The organism is Streptacidiphilus sp. EB129 (assembly GCF_041262645.1).
Taxonomy (GTDB): domain Bacteria; phylum Actinomycetota; class Actinomycetes; order Streptomycetales; family Streptomycetaceae; genus Streptacidiphilus.
In genome coordinates this window covers 1-19,183 of sequence record NZ_JBGCCS010000068.1, presented here as the reverse complement: position 1 = coordinate 19,183, position 19,183 = coordinate 1, and the positions used below count along the sequence as shown (strand labels likewise).

Genomic DNA, 19,183 nt, shown 5'->3' with positions numbered 1-19,183 from the left:
AAAAGATCTACCCCGACCCGCACACCCCCGACGAACTACCGCCCACCGCATAACCGTTGGCATGCGACCGTTACACCACTCCAAGGGACATGACCGCGGTACACACCCCGTTGCCTCGTTTCAACGCCAGACGACCGACTGCAATGGTCGTTGGTCGCGGACGGTCGCTGAGCGCTTGACCTACTGGTGGGGGCAACCCTGGTGGAAGTCATGAGCATGGCAAGGATGTCGAATCCCTCGAAGCAGAAGGAGGGAGTACGTCGATACCGGTGCCGTCTGCCCCGGTGATCGATTCCAGGTGATCGCTGCGGTGCTTCGCCGGCCGCATGCGCTCCTCCAGGGACCTACGGCGGGCACGTGTGGCAGCGGCGGCAGCCGCCTGCTGATCAGCTGCTTGACCGGGTGATCCGTCGCATCGCTGGCCAATAACCGAGGGTGGCACGGTGGGGACGGGCCGCGACGAGGCCCGCACTATCTGTATGCGCAGGGATGGCGGCTACGTGTGTGGGATGGGCACCAGGGCGGCTGGCGGTCGGGGGACACAGGGCCAGTGCTTGGCACACGACCATCGCTCCCGGCCACGTCATGCGGCCCGATCAACAATGGCACCCGGCCGCGCGGTAGATTGAGACCAGCGGCTGGAATCCGTCTGGCGCGCTGGCCGACACCAAGGGGCATCATGGGACCCCGCACACCACTGGCGTCCGGCCTCCACGGCTCGGGCCATCGTGGTCAGTGACCAGATGGCCGCCGTTCTGGCCCGGCTGCACCACCCCGACTGGACCGAGCAGGCCCAGCGCGGGGCTGTCGCGATGGGCGTGGACGGACTGTCGGTGACGTTGACCGCGCAGAGCGCCAGCCCGTCCGGTGAGCTGCTGTGGTTCTCCTCCACGCTGAGCCGCCGGTTTGAGGATCTCCAGTTCACCCTGGGCCACGGCCCGGCCGCCGAGGCCGCCCGCACCGGCTTGCCCGTCCTGGAACCGGACCTGCGTCTCGTCCGCGTACAGCGCTGGGACCTGCTACCTGCCGAAGCCGAGCTGTTGCCGGTGAGAGCTGTCTTCAGCTTCCCGCTGGTTCTCGGCGCCATCCAACTGGGAGCGCTGACCGCCGTGCGGGAGGCCGCCGGAGCCCTGACCGACTCGCAGACGCAGGACGCTCTGGCCCTGGCTGCCGCCCTGACCGCACGCTACCTGGATCACTGGGAACCGCCCCAGACACTCTCGCGCGCCGTGGTCCACCAGGCCGTGGGCATGCTCAGCGTCCAGCTCGCTCTGTCCCTGGCCGATTCCCTGTTGCGGCTGCGTGCCTACGCTTATCACAGCGGACGCCCTATCAGCGACGTCTCCCACGACATCGTCACCCGAAAGCTGCGCCTGCCGCCCAACGGCTCCAGCGCCGAGACCAACCACCGCCCCATCACGGAAGACAGGGACTGACCGACCATGACGTCCGTGCATCGACTCACCGAGGTTTTCGTGGAGGTCGCCGACTCCCTGACCGACGACTTCGACATCATCGACCTGCTGCAGCGACTGTCCGAACGGTGTGTGGAACTCCTGGACGTCTCCGCCGCCGGGATCCTGCTGGTGGACCAGCACGACGAACTGCAGATCCTGGCCGCCTCGGACGAGAACACCCGCCTGCTGGAACTCTTCGCCCTCCAGCACGACCAAGGACCCTGCATCGAGTGCTACCGCACCGGGCAGGCCCGCACCGACATCGACCTGACCACTCCCGCTGCCCAGAGCCAATGGCCCCACTTCACCGCCCGCGCCCGCCACGCCGGATTCGCCCGCACTCACGCCATCCCCCTGCGGCTGCGCCGCCGGGTGGTCGGTGCCCTCAACCTCTTCCACCAGGAGCCCGGAACCTTCACCTCAGCCGACCAGTCCCTGGCCCAGGCTCTGGCCGATATCGCCACCATCGCCATCCTCCAGCAGCGGACGCTGCAGCAGAGCCAGCTTGAACGGGTCCAGCTGCAGACCGCGCTGAATACCCGCATCATCGTCGAGCAGGCCAAGGGCATCCTCGCCGAACGCTGGCACACCAGCATCGACGAGGCCTTCGCCATCCTGCGTGACTACGCCCGCACCCACCAGGCACACATCACCGACCTCGCCCGTCAGATCATCGCCGGCGACATCGACACCGAGGCGATCCTGCGGGGAATGAGCATCTCGTCCCCCGGCACCGGTGCCACCCGCGACCAGGCCCACCCGACGCAGGGCGCCGCTCCTGGCCCCGAGCACGACTGAGCCCCGGCAGGCGGCGACGTCCCCTCGCACGGCAACGGCGAAACACCCCGTCGGCCCTGGCCCGGCTGCTGGCACCACGGCTGCCGGGCGCATACCGTGCTGCTCGAACGCGTGGTTCGGAGTCCAGCTCTACCGGCAGTCCGAGGACCAGGGCGATCACCTTACCCAAGGGATACTGAACAGCCAGTACCCCCTGTCCCGGATGGGAAGCAGCATGGCCAGTGGAACTGTGAAGTGGTTCAACGCCGAGAAGGGCTTCGGTTTCATCGAGCAGGACGGCGGCGGCGCCGATGTCTTCGCTCACTACACGAACATCAACGCCCAGGGCTTCCGTGAGCTCCAGGAGGGCCAGAAGGTCACGTTCGACGTGACGCAAGGCCAGAAGGGCCCGCAGGCGGAGAACATCGTCCCGGCCTGACCTGTACGTCAGCGGCGCCCGCGCACCGAACTGGTGCGGGGCGTCCTGACGCAAGCAACCAGGAGCTGTCGCCTCTTGGCCACGGGCGCCGTGTACAGCTCGTCGGTCAGGTCCCGTCCTCGATGCCCAACTCGCGCAGCACCCCATGGACATCGCTCAGCGCGGAGCTCTGGGACCCTCACCAGAGTGGCGAGCATCCGTCGGATTGTGTTGAGGCCTCACTCCGGCCATCTCCGCGCCGGTACTGCGACTGCTGCGAGAAGCAGGTCGCGACGATCCCCGTCGGCCGCGTCGAGGCCGCGTCGGGTCCGGGCTACGAGCTGCGGTATTGCCGGCCGTGCGTGGCCCTGTTCCTGCGGCGGGCGCACGTCGAAGACGACCCGGTCGTTTCGGCGCACGGTGCCGGACTTGGTGTTCGTCTGAGCCGTTGAGACTGCTGCCCGGGATGCGAACCACCTCCGGGCCCGGTCACTACTCGAGTTGACGCTAACCTCCCGCCTTCATCGGCCTGGAGAATCGAGCGATCCCATGCCGGGCTGGCTGGGCGGCCGGGGATGGAAGCAGACATATACGACATGGACCCGCCTGTCTCTCCGTCACCCGCCAAAGTTAGTAAGGTATCCGCATGACTGCGCCCTACAGCCCTGATCAAAGAGAAAAGGTAGTCTGCAAGCTGCCTCCTGCGCTGCGGTACGAACTGAAGGTCCGCGCCGCGCAGTTGTCCGTCGACATCAAGGATGCAGTGACGGAGGGAGTGCATGCCTGGCGTGCCCTCACCGAGCCGCTGCCGGTGGTCGACACGTCCGGGGGGACTCCGTTCTCCACCTACCTGCCGACCGGGATGGCCGCGGAGCTGAAGGCGACGTGCGCGGAGCGCGGCGTGCCTTTCGCGCAGGGCATCGCGCAGTCCATCCGCCTGTGGCTGGACGTCCACGCCGTGGTCAGCCGCAGCGGCGACCACAGCGGCTGCCGCCGCTACATCATGGCCAACCAGAAAGGCGGAGTCGGCAAAACGGCAGTGTCCGCCGGCGTTGCCCAGGCCTTGGCTGAGGCCGGATTCCGGGTCCTCATGGTGGACTTCGACCCCCAGTGCCACCTGACCAACCAACTCGACCAGGACCCGATCGTCTACGGCGAGCCGAGCCTGATGAAGTTCATGACAGGCGAGGGGAAGGGGGAGATCGCCGACCTGCTCGTCCCGATCGCCGACGAGATCTTCGGAGGTCGCCTGTATCTGCTCCCCTCGTGCAAGGACGCCTTCCTGCTGGACGCGAAACTCGCCACGACCCGCGAGATCCGCATCAAGGAGACCGCGCTCGAATCAGCGCTCAAGCCCCTTGAGGACCGCTTCGACTACATCGTCATCGACTGCCCGCCGAGCCTGGGCTACGCGATGGACAACGCCCTCTACTTCGCACGGACCCGCCCCAACGAGATCACAAGAGAGTCGGGCATGTTCATCGTGGTCCAGGCCGAGGACTCCTCCGCCGACGCGTTCGAACTGCTGCAGGAACAGGTCGACTCGCTGTCCGAGGACCTCGACATCGACATCCACCAGGCCGGCATCATCGTCAACCAGTACGACGCACGCCGCGGCTACGTCGCCACCTCGTCGCTGGACGCGTGGAAGGACCTCGGCGAGCCCCCTGTCGTGGCCGTCGTGCCCGACCTGGCCCCGCAACGCGAAGCAGTCCGCAACAAGCAGGCGCTCCTGGCCTACGCCCCCACCTCGGACCAGGCCGGCGCCATGCGTACCATCGCACGGGAGATCTCATGAGCGTCGCCGACCGTGTCGGCCAGGGCACCTCCTTCGGACGGGCGAAGAACGCCCGCCTCAGCGATCGCGGACGCGCCAAGAAGCTCGCCGAAGGCGCCATCCCCGAATACGAGTTGCAGCGCTTCCCGCTCGACCGGGTGTGTCCCTCCCCCTTGAATCCGCGCCGGAACTTCGGCTCACCGGAACAGCTGTCCGCTTTCGGTGAGGAACTGCGCAAGCGGCAGCTCGCCGCCTGCGTCGGCGTCTCACGGGAGCGATACCTCGAACACTTCCCCGAACACGACAGTCAGATCACCGAGACCGCCGAGATCGTCCTCCTCAACGGCGAGCGCCGCCTTCGCGCCGCCCTCCAGGTCGGACTCGAAACGCTCGACTTCGTCGTCCGGGACGACCTGGCAGCCAGCCGCAGCGAGTTCATCGACAACCTCCTCAAGGAGAACCTCGACCGCGAGGACTTCGACCTCATCGAGCGCGCCCGTGGCGTCCAGCAGCTCGTGGCCGAGTGCCGAGACCAGGTGGAGGCAGCCACACGGCTGCGCAGGGACAAGTCCTGGGTCAGCAACCAACTCATCCTGCTCACCCTCCCCGAGGAGACACAGCTGCTCCTCAGCACGGGCGAAATGCCCGAGCGGCACGGGCGTGTGCTGGCCCGTCAGCTCAAGCGGGAGCCCGGCCTCACCCACCCGGATCTGGTCGCCCGCTGGGAGGCCACAAAGACTCAGGAGGAACAGGAGAAGCAGGAACGCAAGACGCTGCTGCGTGAGGCCGCCGAGCGACAGCGCGGGTTGTCCATGGACAACCCGCGAGCCACTGTCGCCGCTCCTGCCGCTCCGGCAGCAGACGTCCTGCGGTTGTCCATGGACAACCGCAGCGGAGCGGAAACCGCACCCGACGCTCTGGCAGAGGTCCCCCAGTTGTCCATGGACAACTCCCAGGCCCCGTCCAGCAGCGAGGTCGCATCCTCGCCGACACCGTTCGGCGGCGCGCCGAGGAACGACGCACAGCCCAGCAAGCCCGTGGAGTTGTCCATGGACAACGCCACCCCCAACGGACTGGGCACTCCTGTCATCGCGGTCCCCGCGCTCAGCACCACGTCCCCAAGGCCGGCCCTCGGCGGGGTCACCCCGCAAGGCGGGTCCGCCGTACCGGCGCAGCAGCACGCGGGCACCCGGACCGAGCCCGCCGAACGCCACCTGCAGCCCGCTGAAGACCTGACGGCAGAAAACGTGCAGGAGTGGCTCGCCGTGGCAGAGCCCCAGGACACAGCCCGCGTCCTGATCGAGGCCCTGCCGCTGCATCGCCTGTTCGAGCTACTCAATCTGCTCAACCAGGTGGCCGCCGAGCTGCGCATCTCAGAGGGGGCCGACTGAGTAACCCCGATCCCACGTGAAGTCCGCCTCCAGCACCTCGGGGGCGGACTTCACGCTTTCACGGGTGCTGAGGTGATGCAGCTCCAGCTCGCCCACAGGCCGCTCACCGCACCGGATCGAGCCTCACTTGGACAACCGCAGCGACGCCAAGGTTGCTGCCAGCCACCGCGGCACACGCTTCGGAGTTGTCCATGGACAACTCCGAAGACTGCCGCCCTCCGGGTCTTCTTCGGATGCACCGCCGCTGCCACGGGGCGACATGCTGGGCGCGACGTGGCAGGACTGCGCCATCGACATCGGCGCCCGCCCCTGGCACCCGGGACGGGGGACTGGCGGGCCGTACGTGCTCTGCGTGCTGGAGCAGTTCTACTGCATATCTCCCACATAGATGTTCATTTAAACTTTGTCTATGGTAGAAAGTCGGTTATGGATGCCGCTAGTCGTTTGGACCTGACCTTGAGGTTGGTGCAGGGCTCTGACCGGGTCTCCGTGTCGGAGCTCTCCCAGCGCCTGGGTGTTTCGGAGATGACCGTGCGCAGGGACCTGGACGCGCTGGAGAGCCAGGGGCTGGTGCGCCGCGTGCACGGCGGGGCTGTCTCCACCCGCTCGCGGCCCGAGGACGCGGGATTCTCCGCGCGGGAGCCGTGGCAGGCCGCCACCAAGGACCGGCTGGGTGCGGCCGTGGCCGCGCTGGTCGAGCCGGGGTCGCGGGTGCTGCTGGATGCGGGGACCACGACAGCGCACGTCGCCGAGCACCTGGCCGCCCGGGCACCGCTGACGGTCGCCGTGCTGAGCATGCAGGCCGCGCAGTGCCTTGCGGACCGACCCGGGATCGACCTGCTTGTCGTCGGCGGCCGCTCCCGTCCCGGCGAGCGTTCCTTCGTCGGACCGCTGGCGCTGCGCACCCTGGAGTCCCTGGCCTTCGACTGCTTCGTGATGTCCATCGGGGGCGTGCACGCCGAATACGGCTGGTCGGAGTTCTCCCTGGACGACGCAGCCGTGAAGCAGGCCGGGCTCGCCCGGGCCGCGCACACGGTCGCGGTGGCAGACGCGACCAAGCTTGGTGTGCGCGCGTTCAGCCGCGTCGCCCCCCTCGACACGGTCCACCGCTTCGTCACCGACCGGGCCGCCGCCGACGGCGCCACTCACCCCAGCGGCCCCGAGACCCTGGACGCCCTGCGAGACGCGGGCGTCGACACCGTTCTGGCCTGAGCCCGTCCCCACCCCGTACCGAGGAGTGTTCCGTTGTGACCACCGTTCCGCGCTCACTGATGATTCTCGTCGCCGGCCCCTACCGATCGGGCACCGGCGACGACCCGCACAAACTCGAAGCCAATGTGCGGGCCATGCACCAGACCGCCCTCGACCTCTTCCGTGCCGGACACCTGCCCGTCACCGGCGAAGCGCTCGCCCTGCCGCTCCTGGAGACAGCCGGCAGCACCCACCCCGGCGACCCCCTGTTCCAGGAGATATTCCACCCCATCGCCGAGCAACTGCTCGCCCGCTGCGACGCGGTCCTGCGGATCGGCGGCCCCTCCCAGGGGGCGGACCGGATGGTCGCCCAGGCCGTCGCGCAGGGCAAGGACGTCTACACCAGCCCCGTCGACGTTCCGGCCGCCCGATGACCGCCGGAATCCACACCCCCGACCGACGAGGACGCACCGGCCTGGACCAGCACGGTCGCGATCTGACCGGCAACCCGCGCGTGCGGATCCGCGAGGTCGAGGTGCTCTCCTGCGACTGGTACGTCCTGCGTAAGACCACCTTCGACTACCAGCACTCCGATGGACACATCAGCCAGGAGCAGCGCGAAACCTACGACCGCGGCGACGGGGCGACCATCCTGCTCCACAACACGGACCGGCGCACCGTGCTGCTGACCCGTCAGTTCCGGTTGCCGGCCTACGTCAACGGGCACCCCGACGGCATGCTCCTGGAAACCGCCGCGGGGCTCCTCGACGGCGACAGCCCGGAAGAGGCAATCCGGCGCGAGGCCGTCGAAGAGACCGGGCACATCATCGGTACCCCCGAACACGCCTTCGACGTGTACATGAGCCCTGGCTCCGTCACCGAGCGCCTGCACTTCTATGCGGCACCCTACGACCCGGCGGACAACCCTGTCGGCGCGAGCGGAATCGCCACCGAGGGCGAGGACATCACCACCGTCGAACTTCCCTTCGCCCAGGCACTCGACATGGTCCGCAACGGCACGATCGCCGACGCCAAAACCATCATGCTGCTCCAATGGGCTGCCCTGGACGGCCCGTTCCGGCAGACCATCCCGCACCCCGTGTCGATTCAGGATCCGGGCGGGGCGGGGCCGGCGCCGTTCTCCAGGTAGAGCGTCATCCCGGCAGTCGGACGAAGCCGTCAATGACAAGGAGGACCGGTCTGGGGAACGTCCCTCATGCGCTGGAGGGCAATGAGGGGCGCTTGGTGGAACGGGTCGGCACCTGAGCGCGGGACCGCCGCCACGGCCGCCGGTCTCCTGGCGCTGGTGTCCTCCGAGGTGCGGCGAAGCTCGCGCGGTTCCTCGGTTCGGTGAATTCCCAAGCATCTGGGGAAGTTTGAGAGCGACTCCGAGGAGATCGTGTCATCAGCTCGAAGATCCACACTCTGAGTGAGCAGTTCATTACATTTGGCTATTGTCTGGAAGTGGAGGCCTGCGCACCTGGCCGGGCCGGTGGGAACTCCCGTGCATTGCTTGCCCAATTGCTGATGACAGCGGTGCGGACCGTTGGGGCGAGAGCAGTCGCACATCCATGAGAAGGACCCGAGTAGAGGTGGTAGTCATGGCACAGGAAGCCAGGATCGACGTTGAGTTGACGGCGAAGCGACCCAAGGGGCAGCCGTCGACCGAGGGATGGGCGGCACTCGCCGAGACCTTGGAACCGGGAATCTGGTTCGCGACCCCGTCACGCGCACTCCACTCCCAGCGCCGGAAACCGAAGGTCTGGAATCTACGGTCCGCTCGACCGTACCGCGACGAGGTGGCGACCGGCATGGCAGCGGTCTACTACGCCAACGGGCGCAAGAATCTGGTGCGCCCGTTCATCTTCGCGGACGGGTTCAACTACGGCCCCAGTGACCTGCCGGGTCTGTGGGATCACTTGAACGCACCCTACCCGGGCGGAGAGAAGGGCTTCCTGGACCAACTGCTCGACGCGGGCATCGACGTCATTCTGGTCGGTTTCGAAGAGCGGCACACCTACATCCAGGCCAATGCCGGCGTGGTGATCAGCGCAATCCACCAGGCCATCGCGGAACGCCAGGGCGACGCCCAACTCATCGTGGGCGGGGTGAGCATGGGAGGCATGATCACCCGCTATGCCCTCGCCGAGATGGAGCACCACGGCCAGGACCACCAGACCGGGACCTACCTCTCCTGGGACTCCCCGCACAACGGGGCCTGGATCCCGCTGGTACTCCAGCAGATGGCCTACTTCTTCGAGGACTTCCCCGCCGGCGACCCCGACGCGCCCAAGCGGGCCGAGCTGATCAGGAGTCCCGCTGCGCAACAGTTGCTCTGGGCCTGGGTCGAGAACGCCAAGTACTCCGGCCAGGTCGCCACTTCCAGCGAGCTGCGCAAGCAGTTCCTGGCAGAACTGGAGGAGTACGGCCAGTTCCCGGCGCTGCCCCGCAAGCTGGGCGTGGCCAACGGCACCGGCAACGGCATCGGCCGCGATCTGCCGCCCGGTGAGACCGTGTTCGATTGGCAGCTGCCGCTGATCGCCGCCGCGACCGCCCGCTTCCAGCCCGATGGAGGTGAGCGCCGGCCGATCGGCGAGATGAAGGCCCTGGGTCAGGTGCGGCGGGGCACCACCTCGTACGTTCCGGCCCTCGACGGCGCGCCCGGTGGAGGCCTCGACTCCTTCGGTCTGATCGCGGACGCGCTCAGGGCGGAGATCCCGCCGGAGTACCGCAGCGGCTGCTTCGTCCCTTCGGTGAGCGCGGTCGCGCTGGACTACGACCCGGTGATGTGGAACGTCGACCCCTATGAGCCCATCGAGTCGCTGCCGGCCGAGAAGAGCCGGCTCGACGAGTTCAAGTGCGAGACTGAGAACACCGAGCACAGCCAGGTGACCCGGACGTTGGTCGACTGGATCCTGGAGCGGCTCATCGACTGACTCTGCTTCTCCCGGGGCCGCCGTCCATGGAATCCCTGCCTCGTTCATCCAGTACGGACTGAGGCAGGCCATGGCGCGGTCGTGCTCGTGCGAGATGATGGCGGCCTTCTTCCAATGGTGTGCAGATGGGGGCCTCTCGCGATGGACGTACCCGCCACGCAGCTCGGCAGCACGAGCGGCGCTCCAGTGAGGCGGCCGGCGGCGTGGCGGCTCGCAGCGGCAGCGGCACGGGTGAGGGCGGCCTGATGGACAGGCGGGAACCCAGCGCGGGAGCAGTCGACCTCGACGCGCTGTCCGAGCGGCAGCGGGACGCGCTCGGCGAGATCCGGCGCCTTGAGGACCAGGGGCTGACCGCTGCACGCCAGCCCGGCGGGATTCACCTGGCCACGGTGAAGGCCCTGCAGGCACTCGGCCTGGCCGTGATCGAAGAGCACCCGGAGCGGGACCGCAAGGGCCGCCGGTGGCGGGCAAGGCTCACCGACGCCGGACAGCGCGCCACCGACCCGCTGCGGCCACAGCGGCCGCGCGGGGCCGAGGCCCCCCGTCGGTACGCGACATGCAGCCCCGATGCCCAGTGACACCGTGATGACGGGGGAGTCGGGGTTCGAGGCGCGAACGGGGCACGAGCACGGAGAGGTGTTCGACGACACGCGGCAGCAGCAGGTCCTCCAAGCATGGAAGTCGCTGCGTCAGATCCGCTGCCTGACCCTGCCCGAACACCCGCAGCTGCCTGCGGAGTGGGAGAAGAACCGCCCCCTGCAAGCCATCGGCCTGGCCCTCGAAGCAGGCGGCACCGCGTTCTGCGCTTTGGACGAGCACGGAGCCGTCCAGCACACCGGGGTCCAGCTCACCTTGGACAGCCCGACCGTGGTGCGGGTGGTGTGGCGGCACCGCAGAGGGGAGCGGCCCAGCGACGCCGGCGACGTAGCGCTCGGACGCTGCGTGGGGGTCCTCGCGCAGGCGGGTTGGGACGCGCTGCTCTACCGTGCGGGGCGCACTCGCTACGTCATTGTCCAGCCTGGCCTGGACGGTTGAAGGCACAGGTCAGGCCTGGTTTGGGTGAACTCGTGCCTGCGCTCCGCTTGGGTGGCTCGGTGCGGAGCGAGTGGGGGGCAGGCACGTGCGCCCAAGCGGCGTACCGGCGTACTGGCCGTTTCCGTGAGCGCGGTGGTTCGATCTGGCGTGCCTTCCTGCGGTGGATGTTGTCTACTGAAATGAAGGCTGCCTCTTGTCTGATCGAGGCAGGAGAACAGTGCTGTAGGGTCGTTCCCCTTCCCGCGAGCCGGGACGCGGCCCCCACGACCGGGCCGAGAGACCCCCGGACGAGAGCCTTGCCGGCCCGATCACCGCCTGCCGAGACACCGCTGCCAGCCACGGACTTTGAAGGCCCCAACAGGAACGGTCCGGGTTCGCCGATTGCGGCGCGGCCTACCACGTGGTCCGCGCGCCGATGCTCCGCGCGTGGACGCGAAGGAGGACGGTTTGCATGGCACGATTGCGGCTCCTGGTGGTCGGCTACCTGGTCTGCGTCGCCGTGGCCACGGTCCTCTATCTACTCCTACCGGGCTGGCACACGGTCACCTGGGCGGTGATCGGGTTCAGCAGCGTGGCCGCGATCCTGGTGGGGGTTCGCCTTCACCGGCCCTCGCACCGTCTGCCCTGGTTGCTGCTGGCCGGCGCGAACTTCGCCTTCACCGCCGGTGACACGACGTACAACGTCCTGCAGAGCGTGACCGGTGAGCAGAATCCGTTCCCCTCGCTCGCAGACGCGTTCTATCTGACCACGTATCCGCTGTTCGCCGCCGGGCTGTTCCTGTTCATCCGCTACCGTGCGGTCGACCAGCGCGACTGGGGCAGCCTGCTGGACGCGCTGACCCTCACCTCCGGTCTGGCCCTGCTGTCGTGGATCTATCTGATCCAACCCAACACGCAGGCGTCCGGAACGACTTGGCTGGCCAAGGCGATCTCGATCGCCTACCCGCTCGGTGACGTGCTGATGCTGGCGATGCTCGCACGGCTGCTCGTGGCCGGCAGCACCCGCACGCGTGCGATCCAACTGCTCACGATCGGCACCCTGGGGATCCTGTTCTCCGATGTCCTGTACGGGTGGTACCAGGTCAACGGCGCCTGGCAGGTCGGCACCCCGATGGATCTGGGCTGGGTGGTCTTCTACACCGCCTGGGGGCTTTCAGCACTGGCTCCCTCCATGGTGGGCCTGACCGAACCGGTACCCCGCCGGGGAGTGGGGATCGCCGGCCGGCGGCTCGGCCTGCTCGCCCTGGCGTCGCTGATCGCGCCCGGCATGCTGCTGTACGAGACCGGCGGGGGAGATGTCCGCGACGCGGGCGTCATCGCGGTCTTCTCCGCCGTCCTGTTCCTGCTGGTGCTCGCCCGGCTGTCCGGCATGGTCTCCACCCATCGGCGGGCGGTGCTCCGCGAGCGGGCGCTGCGCGTGTCAGCCGCCTCCCTGGTGGCGGCCGTCAGCGTGGAGGAGATCGCAGGCCTGGTCCGCGGCGCGGCAGCGACGTTGCTGTGGCCGGACACACGGCACGAGGCCGTGCTGGCACTCGGCGACGCCAAGGAGCTGCAGCCGGTACGCGGCACGCAGGACCCGCCACCGGACTGGCGGATCACCCGCACGCAGCAACTGTCCGGCGATTGGCTGCGGTCGTTGCAGGACGGTAAGTCGCAGGTGGTGGGCGTGGGTGAGCTGGTGGGTGCAGCGGGCGCCGACGGATTCGACCCGCCGACCGCGGTGGTGTGCCCGTTGATCCTTGAGGACCGCCCTACGGGAGAGTCGCTGTTCGGGGCTCTGCTCGTGACCGGACCGCAGCGACAGCTCGAGGAGTTCCGCAGCGTCCTGGAGACCCTCGCCTCGCAGGTCGCCCTGGCCGTGGAACGGATCCGGCTGTCCAAGGAAATCGTCCGCCGCGACAGCGAGGCGTACTTCCGGGCACTGATCCACAACGCCTCCGACGTGATCCTGATCCTGGACGACGACAACACCGTGCGCTACGCCAGTCCCTCGGCCGAGGCGATGTTCGGTCCGCAGCCCCCGAACGCGGTCAGGAGGCTCGCCGACCTGGTCCACCCCGACGACGCCGAACGCTCGGCCCGCGCCCTGGCCCGGATGCGGGAGCACGACCGAGAGCAGGACCTGCGCGAGGACTGGCAGTTCCTGCGCCAGGACGGCCACCGCGTCGAGGTGGAGGTGAGGTGCAGCAACCTGCGGCACGACCGCAGCGTGCGCGGACTGGTCCTGACCCTGCGAGACGTGACCGACCAGCGGAAGCTGGAACGCGAGCTGACCCATCGGGCCTTCCACGACTCACTGACCGGCCTGCCCAACCGGATCCTGCTGCTGAACCGCATCGAGCACGCACTCGCCCCCCAGAGCCGGGAGCGGGATCACAACCTGGTCAGCGCGCTGTTCATCGACCTGGACGACTTCAAAATCGTCAACGACACGCTGGGCCACACCGTCGGCGACCAACTCCTGGTCGCCGCCGCACGACGGCTCTCGGGCACCTTGCGGGCAGGGGACATGGCAGCGCGGCTGGGCGGCGACGAGTTCGCGGTCCTCGTCGAGGGCGTCGGCACGCCTGCGGAGGTGGACGAGATCGCCAATCACATCGTGGCGACCCTCTCCCAGCCCTTCCGGATCCAGGGCGAGACCATCAGCGTGTCGGCGAGCGTGGGCATCGCCAGCGCACTGGACAGCTCCGACGGGGATGAACTGCTGGGCCACGCGGACTTGGCCCTGTACGCGGCCAAGGCGGGCGGCAAGCGGCAGTGGCGGCGCTACCAGCCGATCCTGCACAGCGGCATGGTCGAGCGTCACGAACTGCGGACCAGTCTGGACAACGCGATCGCCGAAGAGGAGTTCACGCTGCTGTACCAGCCCATCGTGGAGATAGCGAGCGGCGCGATCACCGGCTTCGAGGCATTGGCCAGGTGGCCGCACGCGAGGCTGGGCCTGGTGCTGCCCGAGCACTTCATCGCGCTGGCCGAGGAGACCGGGCAGATCATGCCGCTCGGCGCCTGGATCCTGGAGCGGGCCGCCGCCGACACCGCGCACTGGCAGCACGCGGTGCCCCGGCCGGTGCCGCTGGACATCAACGTGAACGTCTCGGCCCGCCAGTTCCGCGACCCCCGGTTCGTGGACGCGGTGCGCCACGTCCTGGACGAGTCGGGCCTGGCTCCGGGGTCCCTGGTCCTGGAACTGACCGAGACCGTGCTGATGCGTCAGAGCGACCAGGTTCGCACCGACATGAGGACGCTGAAGGACCTGGGCGTGCGCATCGCCATCGACGACTTCGGTACCGGATTCTCCTCGCTCGGCTACCTGCGGGACTACCCCATCGACCTCCTCAAAGTCGACAAATCGTTCGTTGACGGGATCCTCGTCGACGAGCAGCAGGTCGCCCTGGTGGAGGGCATCATCCGGATCGCCAGAACACTGGGCATGAAGGTGATCGCCGAGGGCATCGAGGAGCCCGGGCAGCAGGCCAGGCTCGCAGACATGGGCTGCGAGTTCGGGCAGGGGTTCCTGTTCTCGCCACCGGTGGGCGCCGACGTCGGCGAGCAGCTGTTGCGGCAGGAGGGCGAGATCCGCCGCCCCAAGGCCGCCGCCGCACCGCGGCACCGCATGACGGGCCCGGAAGCAGCCGCAGGACTGGACGATGCCCCCGCCAAGGGCCCACAGCAGAGCCGGCGAGGCCCAATCACGCCCCCACCACCCAGCACGGCCGTCCCCGCCCCACAGGCGAAGAAGGAGCAAGACATGTCCGAAGTATCGAAATCAGTCACCCTCCTGCGCCGCGACACCCGCTGGGGCGACCTGGACCGGCTGCGCCAGACCAACCCCATGTGCGACGCGGTCATCGACGAGGTACGCGGCCGCCAGATCAGGATCGGCGACCACTGGCTCACCGACTTCGCCTCGTGCAACTACCTCGGCTTCGACCTGGACCCCGAGATCATGGCCTCGATCGAGCCGCAGATCCAGCGCTGGGGCATCCACCCGAGCTGGTCCCGGCTGCTGGGCAGCCCCCGGCTCTACCCGCAGATCGAAGAACAGCTGACCGAACTGCTCGGCGCACCGGACACCCTGGTGCTGCCGACCATCACCCTGATCCACTCCTCCGTGATCCCGGCGATCGCCGGAGCCGGCAGCATCTTCGTCGACTCCGCCGCCCACCGGACCGTCTACGACGGCTGCATGATCGCCCGCGGCCAGGGCGCGACCGTGGACCGCTGCCACGTCGAAGACCTGGACGACCTCGAAGCACGGCTGCGCGCCACCCCGGCCGACCAGCGACGCATGGTGTGCGTCGACGGAGCCAACAGCATGTCGGGCAATCTGACGGACCTGCCCGCGCTGGCCCGCCTGTGCCGCGTCAACGACGCGCTGCTCTACGTCGACGACGCCCACGGCTTCGGCATCATCGGCGAACGCAGCCCCGCCGAACCGTGCCCCTACGGCACCCGGGGCAACAGCATCGTCCGTCACTTCAACGAACCCTACGACAGCATCATCCTCGTGGGCGGATTCTCGAAGGCGTACTCGTCGCTGCTGGCCTTCATCGCCCTGCCCACCTGGCTCAAGGACCACCTCAAGGTCGCCGCCGCCCCCTACCTCTACTCCGGGCCCTCACCCATCGCGTCACTCGCCACCACCCTGGCAGGCTTCGAGGTCAACGCCCGCCGGGGCGACGCGCTGCGCGCTGACCTGTGGCGCATGTCCACCCGAGTCCTGGAACACCTGGCCGCACTCGGGGTCCGCACCCCCAACACCAGCGGGCTGCCCATCATCGAGATCCCGCTGCTCGACAGCGCCGACCTCGACGCTGTCGGCAGGTTCCTGTGGCACCACGGTGTCTACGTCACCCTGGCGGCCTATCCGCTGGTCCCGCACGACCGGGTGGGGTTCCGGATCCAGATCACCGCCGCCAACACCGACGAGGAGATCGAGCAACTCAACGCCACCCTGACGGCGCTGGCCCAGCAGTTCGAGCTCCAACCGCGGGTCTGAGTGCGCACCATCGACGAGACCGGCCACAGGCGGCGGGTGCAGCTCCTCGCACCACTGGCTCACCGGGACTTCCGGATCCTGTGGCTGGGAATGAGCACCTCGCTGCTCGGCGACGGCGTGCTCCTGGTCGCTCTCGCCTGGCAGGTCTACACGCTGACCGGCTCGCCGGGCGGGATGTCCGCGGTCGGCGTGGCACTGGCCGCCCCCCAGTTCGCCCTGGTCCTCCTGGGAGGAGTCGCCAGCGACCGGCTGGACCGGCGCCGGGTCATGATCGCCAGCGATCTGGTGCGCGGTGCCTGCCTGGCGGTTCTGTCCGCGCTCGCGCTCACCGGAGAACTGCGCCTGTGGCAGCTGATCGCGGTGGCTGCGGTGTACGGGGGCGCCAGCGGGTTCTTCCCCCCGGCCTTCGAAGCGATCGTGCCCACCCTGGTACCCGCTCACCAACTGGTCGAGGCCAACGCCCTGGACCAGTTCGTGCGCACCGCGGCGCTGCAGATCGGCGGGACCGCCGTCGGAGGCCTGCTCGTCGCTGCGGCCGGCCCCGGCGGAGCCTTCGCCTTCGACGCGCTGACCTTCCTCTTCTCGGTGAGCTGCGTGCTGAGGATCCGGCCCCTGCCGGCTTCCGGGCCGGACCGCAAGCCCTCGGTGTGGGCGGACCTCCGCGCCGGCATTCGCTACGTCCGCAGCCAGACCTGGCTGTGGGGCACCCTGGCCTCCGCCGCGCTGGCGTACCTGCTCTTCCTCGGCCCCACCGAGGTCCTGCTGCCCTACGTGGTCAAGCAACTGCTGCACGGCTCCGCCACGGAGCTTGGAGCGGTACTCGCCTGCGGAGGCGCGACCGCCGTCCTGACCGCCCTGCTCATCGGCCAGACAGGCCTGCCCCGCCGCTTCATCACCTTCATGTACACCACCTGGACCCTCGCCACCCTCGCCGTCGCCGGCTACGGCCTGGCCACCAGCTCCTGGCAACTCGCTCTCGTCTGCGCGGCCGTCAACGGCCTGGAGACCGCCGGAATCGTCGCCTGGGGCACCGCCAAGCAGCGCCTGGTACCAGCCCGGCTCCTGGGTCGGGTCTCCAGCGTCGACTGGTTCGTCTCGATCTCACTCGTGCCACTGTCCTACGCCCTCACCGCGCCCGTCGCCGCAGCCATCGGCGCCCGCCGGACACTCATCGGCGCCGGCACCATCGGCTCCGCACTCACCCTGGCCTTTCTCTTCCTGCCAGGCATGCGCACCGTGGAACGCGACCCGCCAGCGCACACCCCGGCCTCCCGCGGCCAGTCCCCTCAACAACGGCAGGAAGCACCTCCATGAACCCGACCCCGAAGCACCCGCGCGGGCCGCTGCGCAACGATGACGTGGACTGGGACCTGTGGCCGGTACAGGACTACCTCGCCGAGAACTACCGTGAACTGCACACCTGCGACGCCCAGGTCATCCGGCACCACGCCGCCCTCTACCGGCGGCTGCCCCCCGGCTCGGTCACCCGGTCACTGGAGTTCGGAGCCGGCCCCAACCTCTACCCCCTGATGCTCGCCGCCGCGGTCAGCTGCCGCATCCATGCCGTCGAGTCCAGCGCCGCCAGCGTCGACTACCTGATCCGGCAGCTCACCGACGGCCCCGACAAGAGCTGGCAGACGTTCTACACCCTGTGCCGCGACCTCCAACCAGCTCTGCCCACCACCCTGTCCGAGGCGTTGTCACACGTCCAGAGCCTGCACGGCGACGTCCGGGACGTGCCCGAGGGGACCTACGACCTCGCCTCCATGAACTTCGTGGCCGAGAGCATCACCGAGGACATTGAGGAGTTCACCACGCTCTGCCACACCTTCATCCGCTCCGTGCGGCCCGGCGGCCTCCTGGTCGCCGCATTCATGGAGAACATGCCCCGCTACCGCGTGGGTTCAGGGCCGGTGTGGCCCGGCTGCCCCATCGACGCACACGCAGTCCGCATCGTGTTCCAACCGCACACCGACCATCTCGCAGTCACCCGCATCGACAGCGACCCCACACTGCCCGACTACGGCGACACCGGCATGGTGCTGCTCCAGGCGACGCGCACCGCGCACGGCCTGGACTCTGCAGGTCGCGAACGCTAACCCGCGCCCCGGGGCCACCGGCCCGCTCCTGGGGGACTCCGCAGCCTAACCGGGAGCCGAACGGCGGCAGCGGGGCATGACGAAGGCCCCGGGCTCGGTGAGCTCGGGGCGTTCGCCGAAACCATCCCGGACCTAGCAGGATAAGGAGTGACGACCCGTTCACCCGAGTGCATTCCCGACCAGCGGGAAGGGCGTCGCGTCGTCGATCTCACTTCCAGGTGCATCCCGAACAGGCAGGAAGGCGATACAACAGCAGCCCGTTGACCGGGTCTGCTCCTCACGCGGGGCGGAGTGGGACGACTGTACGACGGACACGGTCGCGCACCGGCGGAGCCCGCCTCGCCCGGCGTGTCGGGAAAAGTGGGGAAATCACCTGAGCGGCTTGCGAATTGACGATCCGTCTGACGCCGGGGCCGGTGAACCGGTTCCTGTCCAGGCGCTGCTGGAGCACGGCGATCTTCACTGCTCCGTTCGCCGTTGAGGCACGAGGGTCCCCGCGTTCGCGCGGTAGCCAGGTCACGCCCGGTCGCGCGAGGAGCGCTCGCCCGATTGCATGAATATCGGATGAGATGGGACGTCTTGTCCTGGATGCGGGAAGAACTGACGAGGAATCACCTGGGGCGCCGCGCCGGTGTCGCCTCGACAGCGATGGAGGAAAAATGAAGCTGATGCGTAACGCCCTGGTGGCTGCGGTAGCCGCAATGGCCGTGGCAGGCGTCGTCGCCCCGGTCACCGCCCAGGCAGCCGTCCCGCGTACCGTGGCCGCGGTCCAAGCCGACGACGGTCACCGTCACGAATGCTGCCGTGACCGTGACCGCGGCGGGAACGACTGGCTCCGGGACGACCGCTGCCGTGACCGTGACCGGGGCGACTGGTGCCGTGACCGTGACCACCACGGCGTCGAGGCGGGTGGAGGCGGCATGGCCGCCCTCGTTGCCCGCCTCAGTCGGCACATCGGTGGCTGACAGGCACGTCCGTGGTGGTGGGCGCCCCCACCCGCCCCCCCCCCCGGGTGGGTGGGTGGGGCGGCGCGCGCGCGCGCCGGGCGGGGTGTAGCGTGGGGGGGGGGCCGGCTAAAAAGGGAACCCGCCCCCGCCCCCCCG

General features: G+C 68.8%; 15 protein-coding genes. All 15 read left to right on the top strand.

The features are described from left to right. Nucleotides 1-743: 743 nt before the first annotated feature. The 15 genes from ABH925_RS36385 (at nt 744) to ABH925_RS36315 (ending at nt 19,045) form a co-directional block, all read left to right on the top strand. Nucleotides 744-1,436 carry a GAF and ANTAR domain-containing protein gene (locus ABH925_RS36385; RefSeq protein ID WP_370155662.1) on the top strand — a complete coding sequence of 231 codons (693 nt, stop codon included), beginning with the start codon at nt 744-746 and terminating at the stop codon, nt 1,434-1,436. A 6-nt stretch (nt 1,437-1,442) separates the two neighbouring features. Next, nucleotides 1,443-2,255 carry a GAF domain-containing protein gene (locus ABH925_RS36380; RefSeq protein WP_370155660.1) on the top strand — a complete coding sequence of 271 codons (813 nt, stop codon included), beginning with the start codon at nt 1,443-1,445 and terminating at the stop codon, nt 2,253-2,255. 214 nt (nt 2,256-2,469) lie between these two features. Then, on the top strand, nt 2,470-2,673 hold the full coding sequence (locus tag ABH925_RS36375; protein ID WP_370155658.1) for a cold-shock protein: 204 nt from the start codon (nt 2,470-2,472) through the stop codon (nt 2,671-2,673). Nucleotides 2,674-3,298: 625 nt separating this feature from the next. Next, the gene (locus ABH925_RS36370; protein WP_370155656.1) at nt 3,299-4,450 is read left to right on the top strand and encodes a ParA family protein; all 1,152 of its coding nucleotides are present in this window, start codon (nt 3,299-3,301) and stop codon (nt 4,448-4,450) included. Then, nucleotides 4,447-5,820, top strand: a complete 1,374-nt coding sequence (locus tag ABH925_RS36365) for a ParB/RepB/Spo0J family partition protein (protein ID WP_370155655.1) — start codon at nt 4,447-4,449, stop codon at nt 5,818-5,820. Before ABH925_RS36370 ends, ABH925_RS36365 begins: the two co-directional genes overlap by 4 nt. Nucleotides 5,821-6,246: 426 nt before the next feature. Beyond that, nucleotides 6,247-7,032 (top strand): DeoR/GlpR family DNA-binding transcription regulator, encoded by a 786-nt coding sequence (locus ABH925_RS36360; protein ID WP_370155653.1) that lies wholly within the window; start codon nt 6,247-6,249, stop codon nt 7,030-7,032. A 59-nt stretch (nt 7,033-7,091) separates the two neighbouring features. Next, nucleotides 7,092-7,445 (top strand): DUF4406 domain-containing protein, encoded by a 354-nt coding sequence (locus tag ABH925_RS36355; RefSeq protein ID WP_370155664.1) that lies wholly within the window; start codon nt 7,092-7,094, stop codon nt 7,443-7,445. Beyond that, on the top strand, nt 7,442-8,161 hold the full coding sequence (locus ABH925_RS36350) for an NUDIX domain-containing protein (protein ID WP_370155650.1): 720 nt from the start codon (nt 7,442-7,444) through the stop codon (nt 8,159-8,161). Before ABH925_RS36355 ends, ABH925_RS36350 begins: the two co-directional genes overlap by 4 nt. 661 nt (nt 8,162-8,822) lie before the next feature. Then, on the top strand, nt 8,823-9,947 hold the full coding sequence (locus ABH925_RS36345) for a hypothetical protein (RefSeq protein ID WP_370155648.1): 1,125 nt from the start codon (nt 8,823-8,825) through the stop codon (nt 9,945-9,947). Between the two features lie 203 nt (nt 9,948-10,150). Continuing rightward, nucleotides 10,151-10,525 (top strand): hypothetical protein, encoded by a 375-nt coding sequence (locus ABH925_RS36340; RefSeq protein WP_370155646.1) that lies wholly within the window; start codon nt 10,151-10,153, stop codon nt 10,523-10,525. After that, nucleotides 10,515-10,982 carry a hypothetical protein gene (locus tag ABH925_RS36335; RefSeq protein WP_370155644.1) on the top strand — a complete coding sequence of 156 codons (468 nt, stop codon included), beginning with the start codon at nt 10,515-10,517 and terminating at the stop codon, nt 10,980-10,982. Before ABH925_RS36340 ends, ABH925_RS36335 begins: the two co-directional genes overlap by 11 nt. A gap of 451 nt (nt 10,983-11,433) precedes the next feature. Further along, nucleotides 11,434-15,981: an aminotransferase class I/II-fold pyridoxal phosphate-dependent enzyme gene (locus ABH925_RS36330; protein WP_370155642.1), complete on the top strand. Its 4,548-nt coding sequence runs from the start codon at nt 11,434-11,436 to the stop codon at nt 15,979-15,981. Further along, the gene (locus tag ABH925_RS36325) at nt 15,982-17,295 is read left to right on the top strand and encodes an MFS transporter (RefSeq protein ID WP_370155640.1); all 1,314 of its coding nucleotides are present in this window, start codon (nt 15,982-15,984) and stop codon (nt 17,293-17,295) included. Continuing rightward, nucleotides 17,292-18,080, top strand: coding sequence for a class I SAM-dependent methyltransferase (locus ABH925_RS36320; RefSeq protein WP_370155638.1), 789 nt, complete (start codon nt 17,292-17,294; stop codon nt 18,078-18,080). The genes ABH925_RS36325 and ABH925_RS36320 overlap by 4 nt, the downstream gene beginning before the upstream one ends. Before the next feature lie 659 nt (nt 18,081-18,739). Beyond that, a complete protein-coding gene (locus tag ABH925_RS36315) occupies nt 18,740-19,045 on the top strand; it encodes a hypothetical protein (protein ID WP_370155636.1) in 306 nt (101 codons plus the stop codon). Nucleotides 19,046-19,183: the final 138 nt, after the last annotated feature.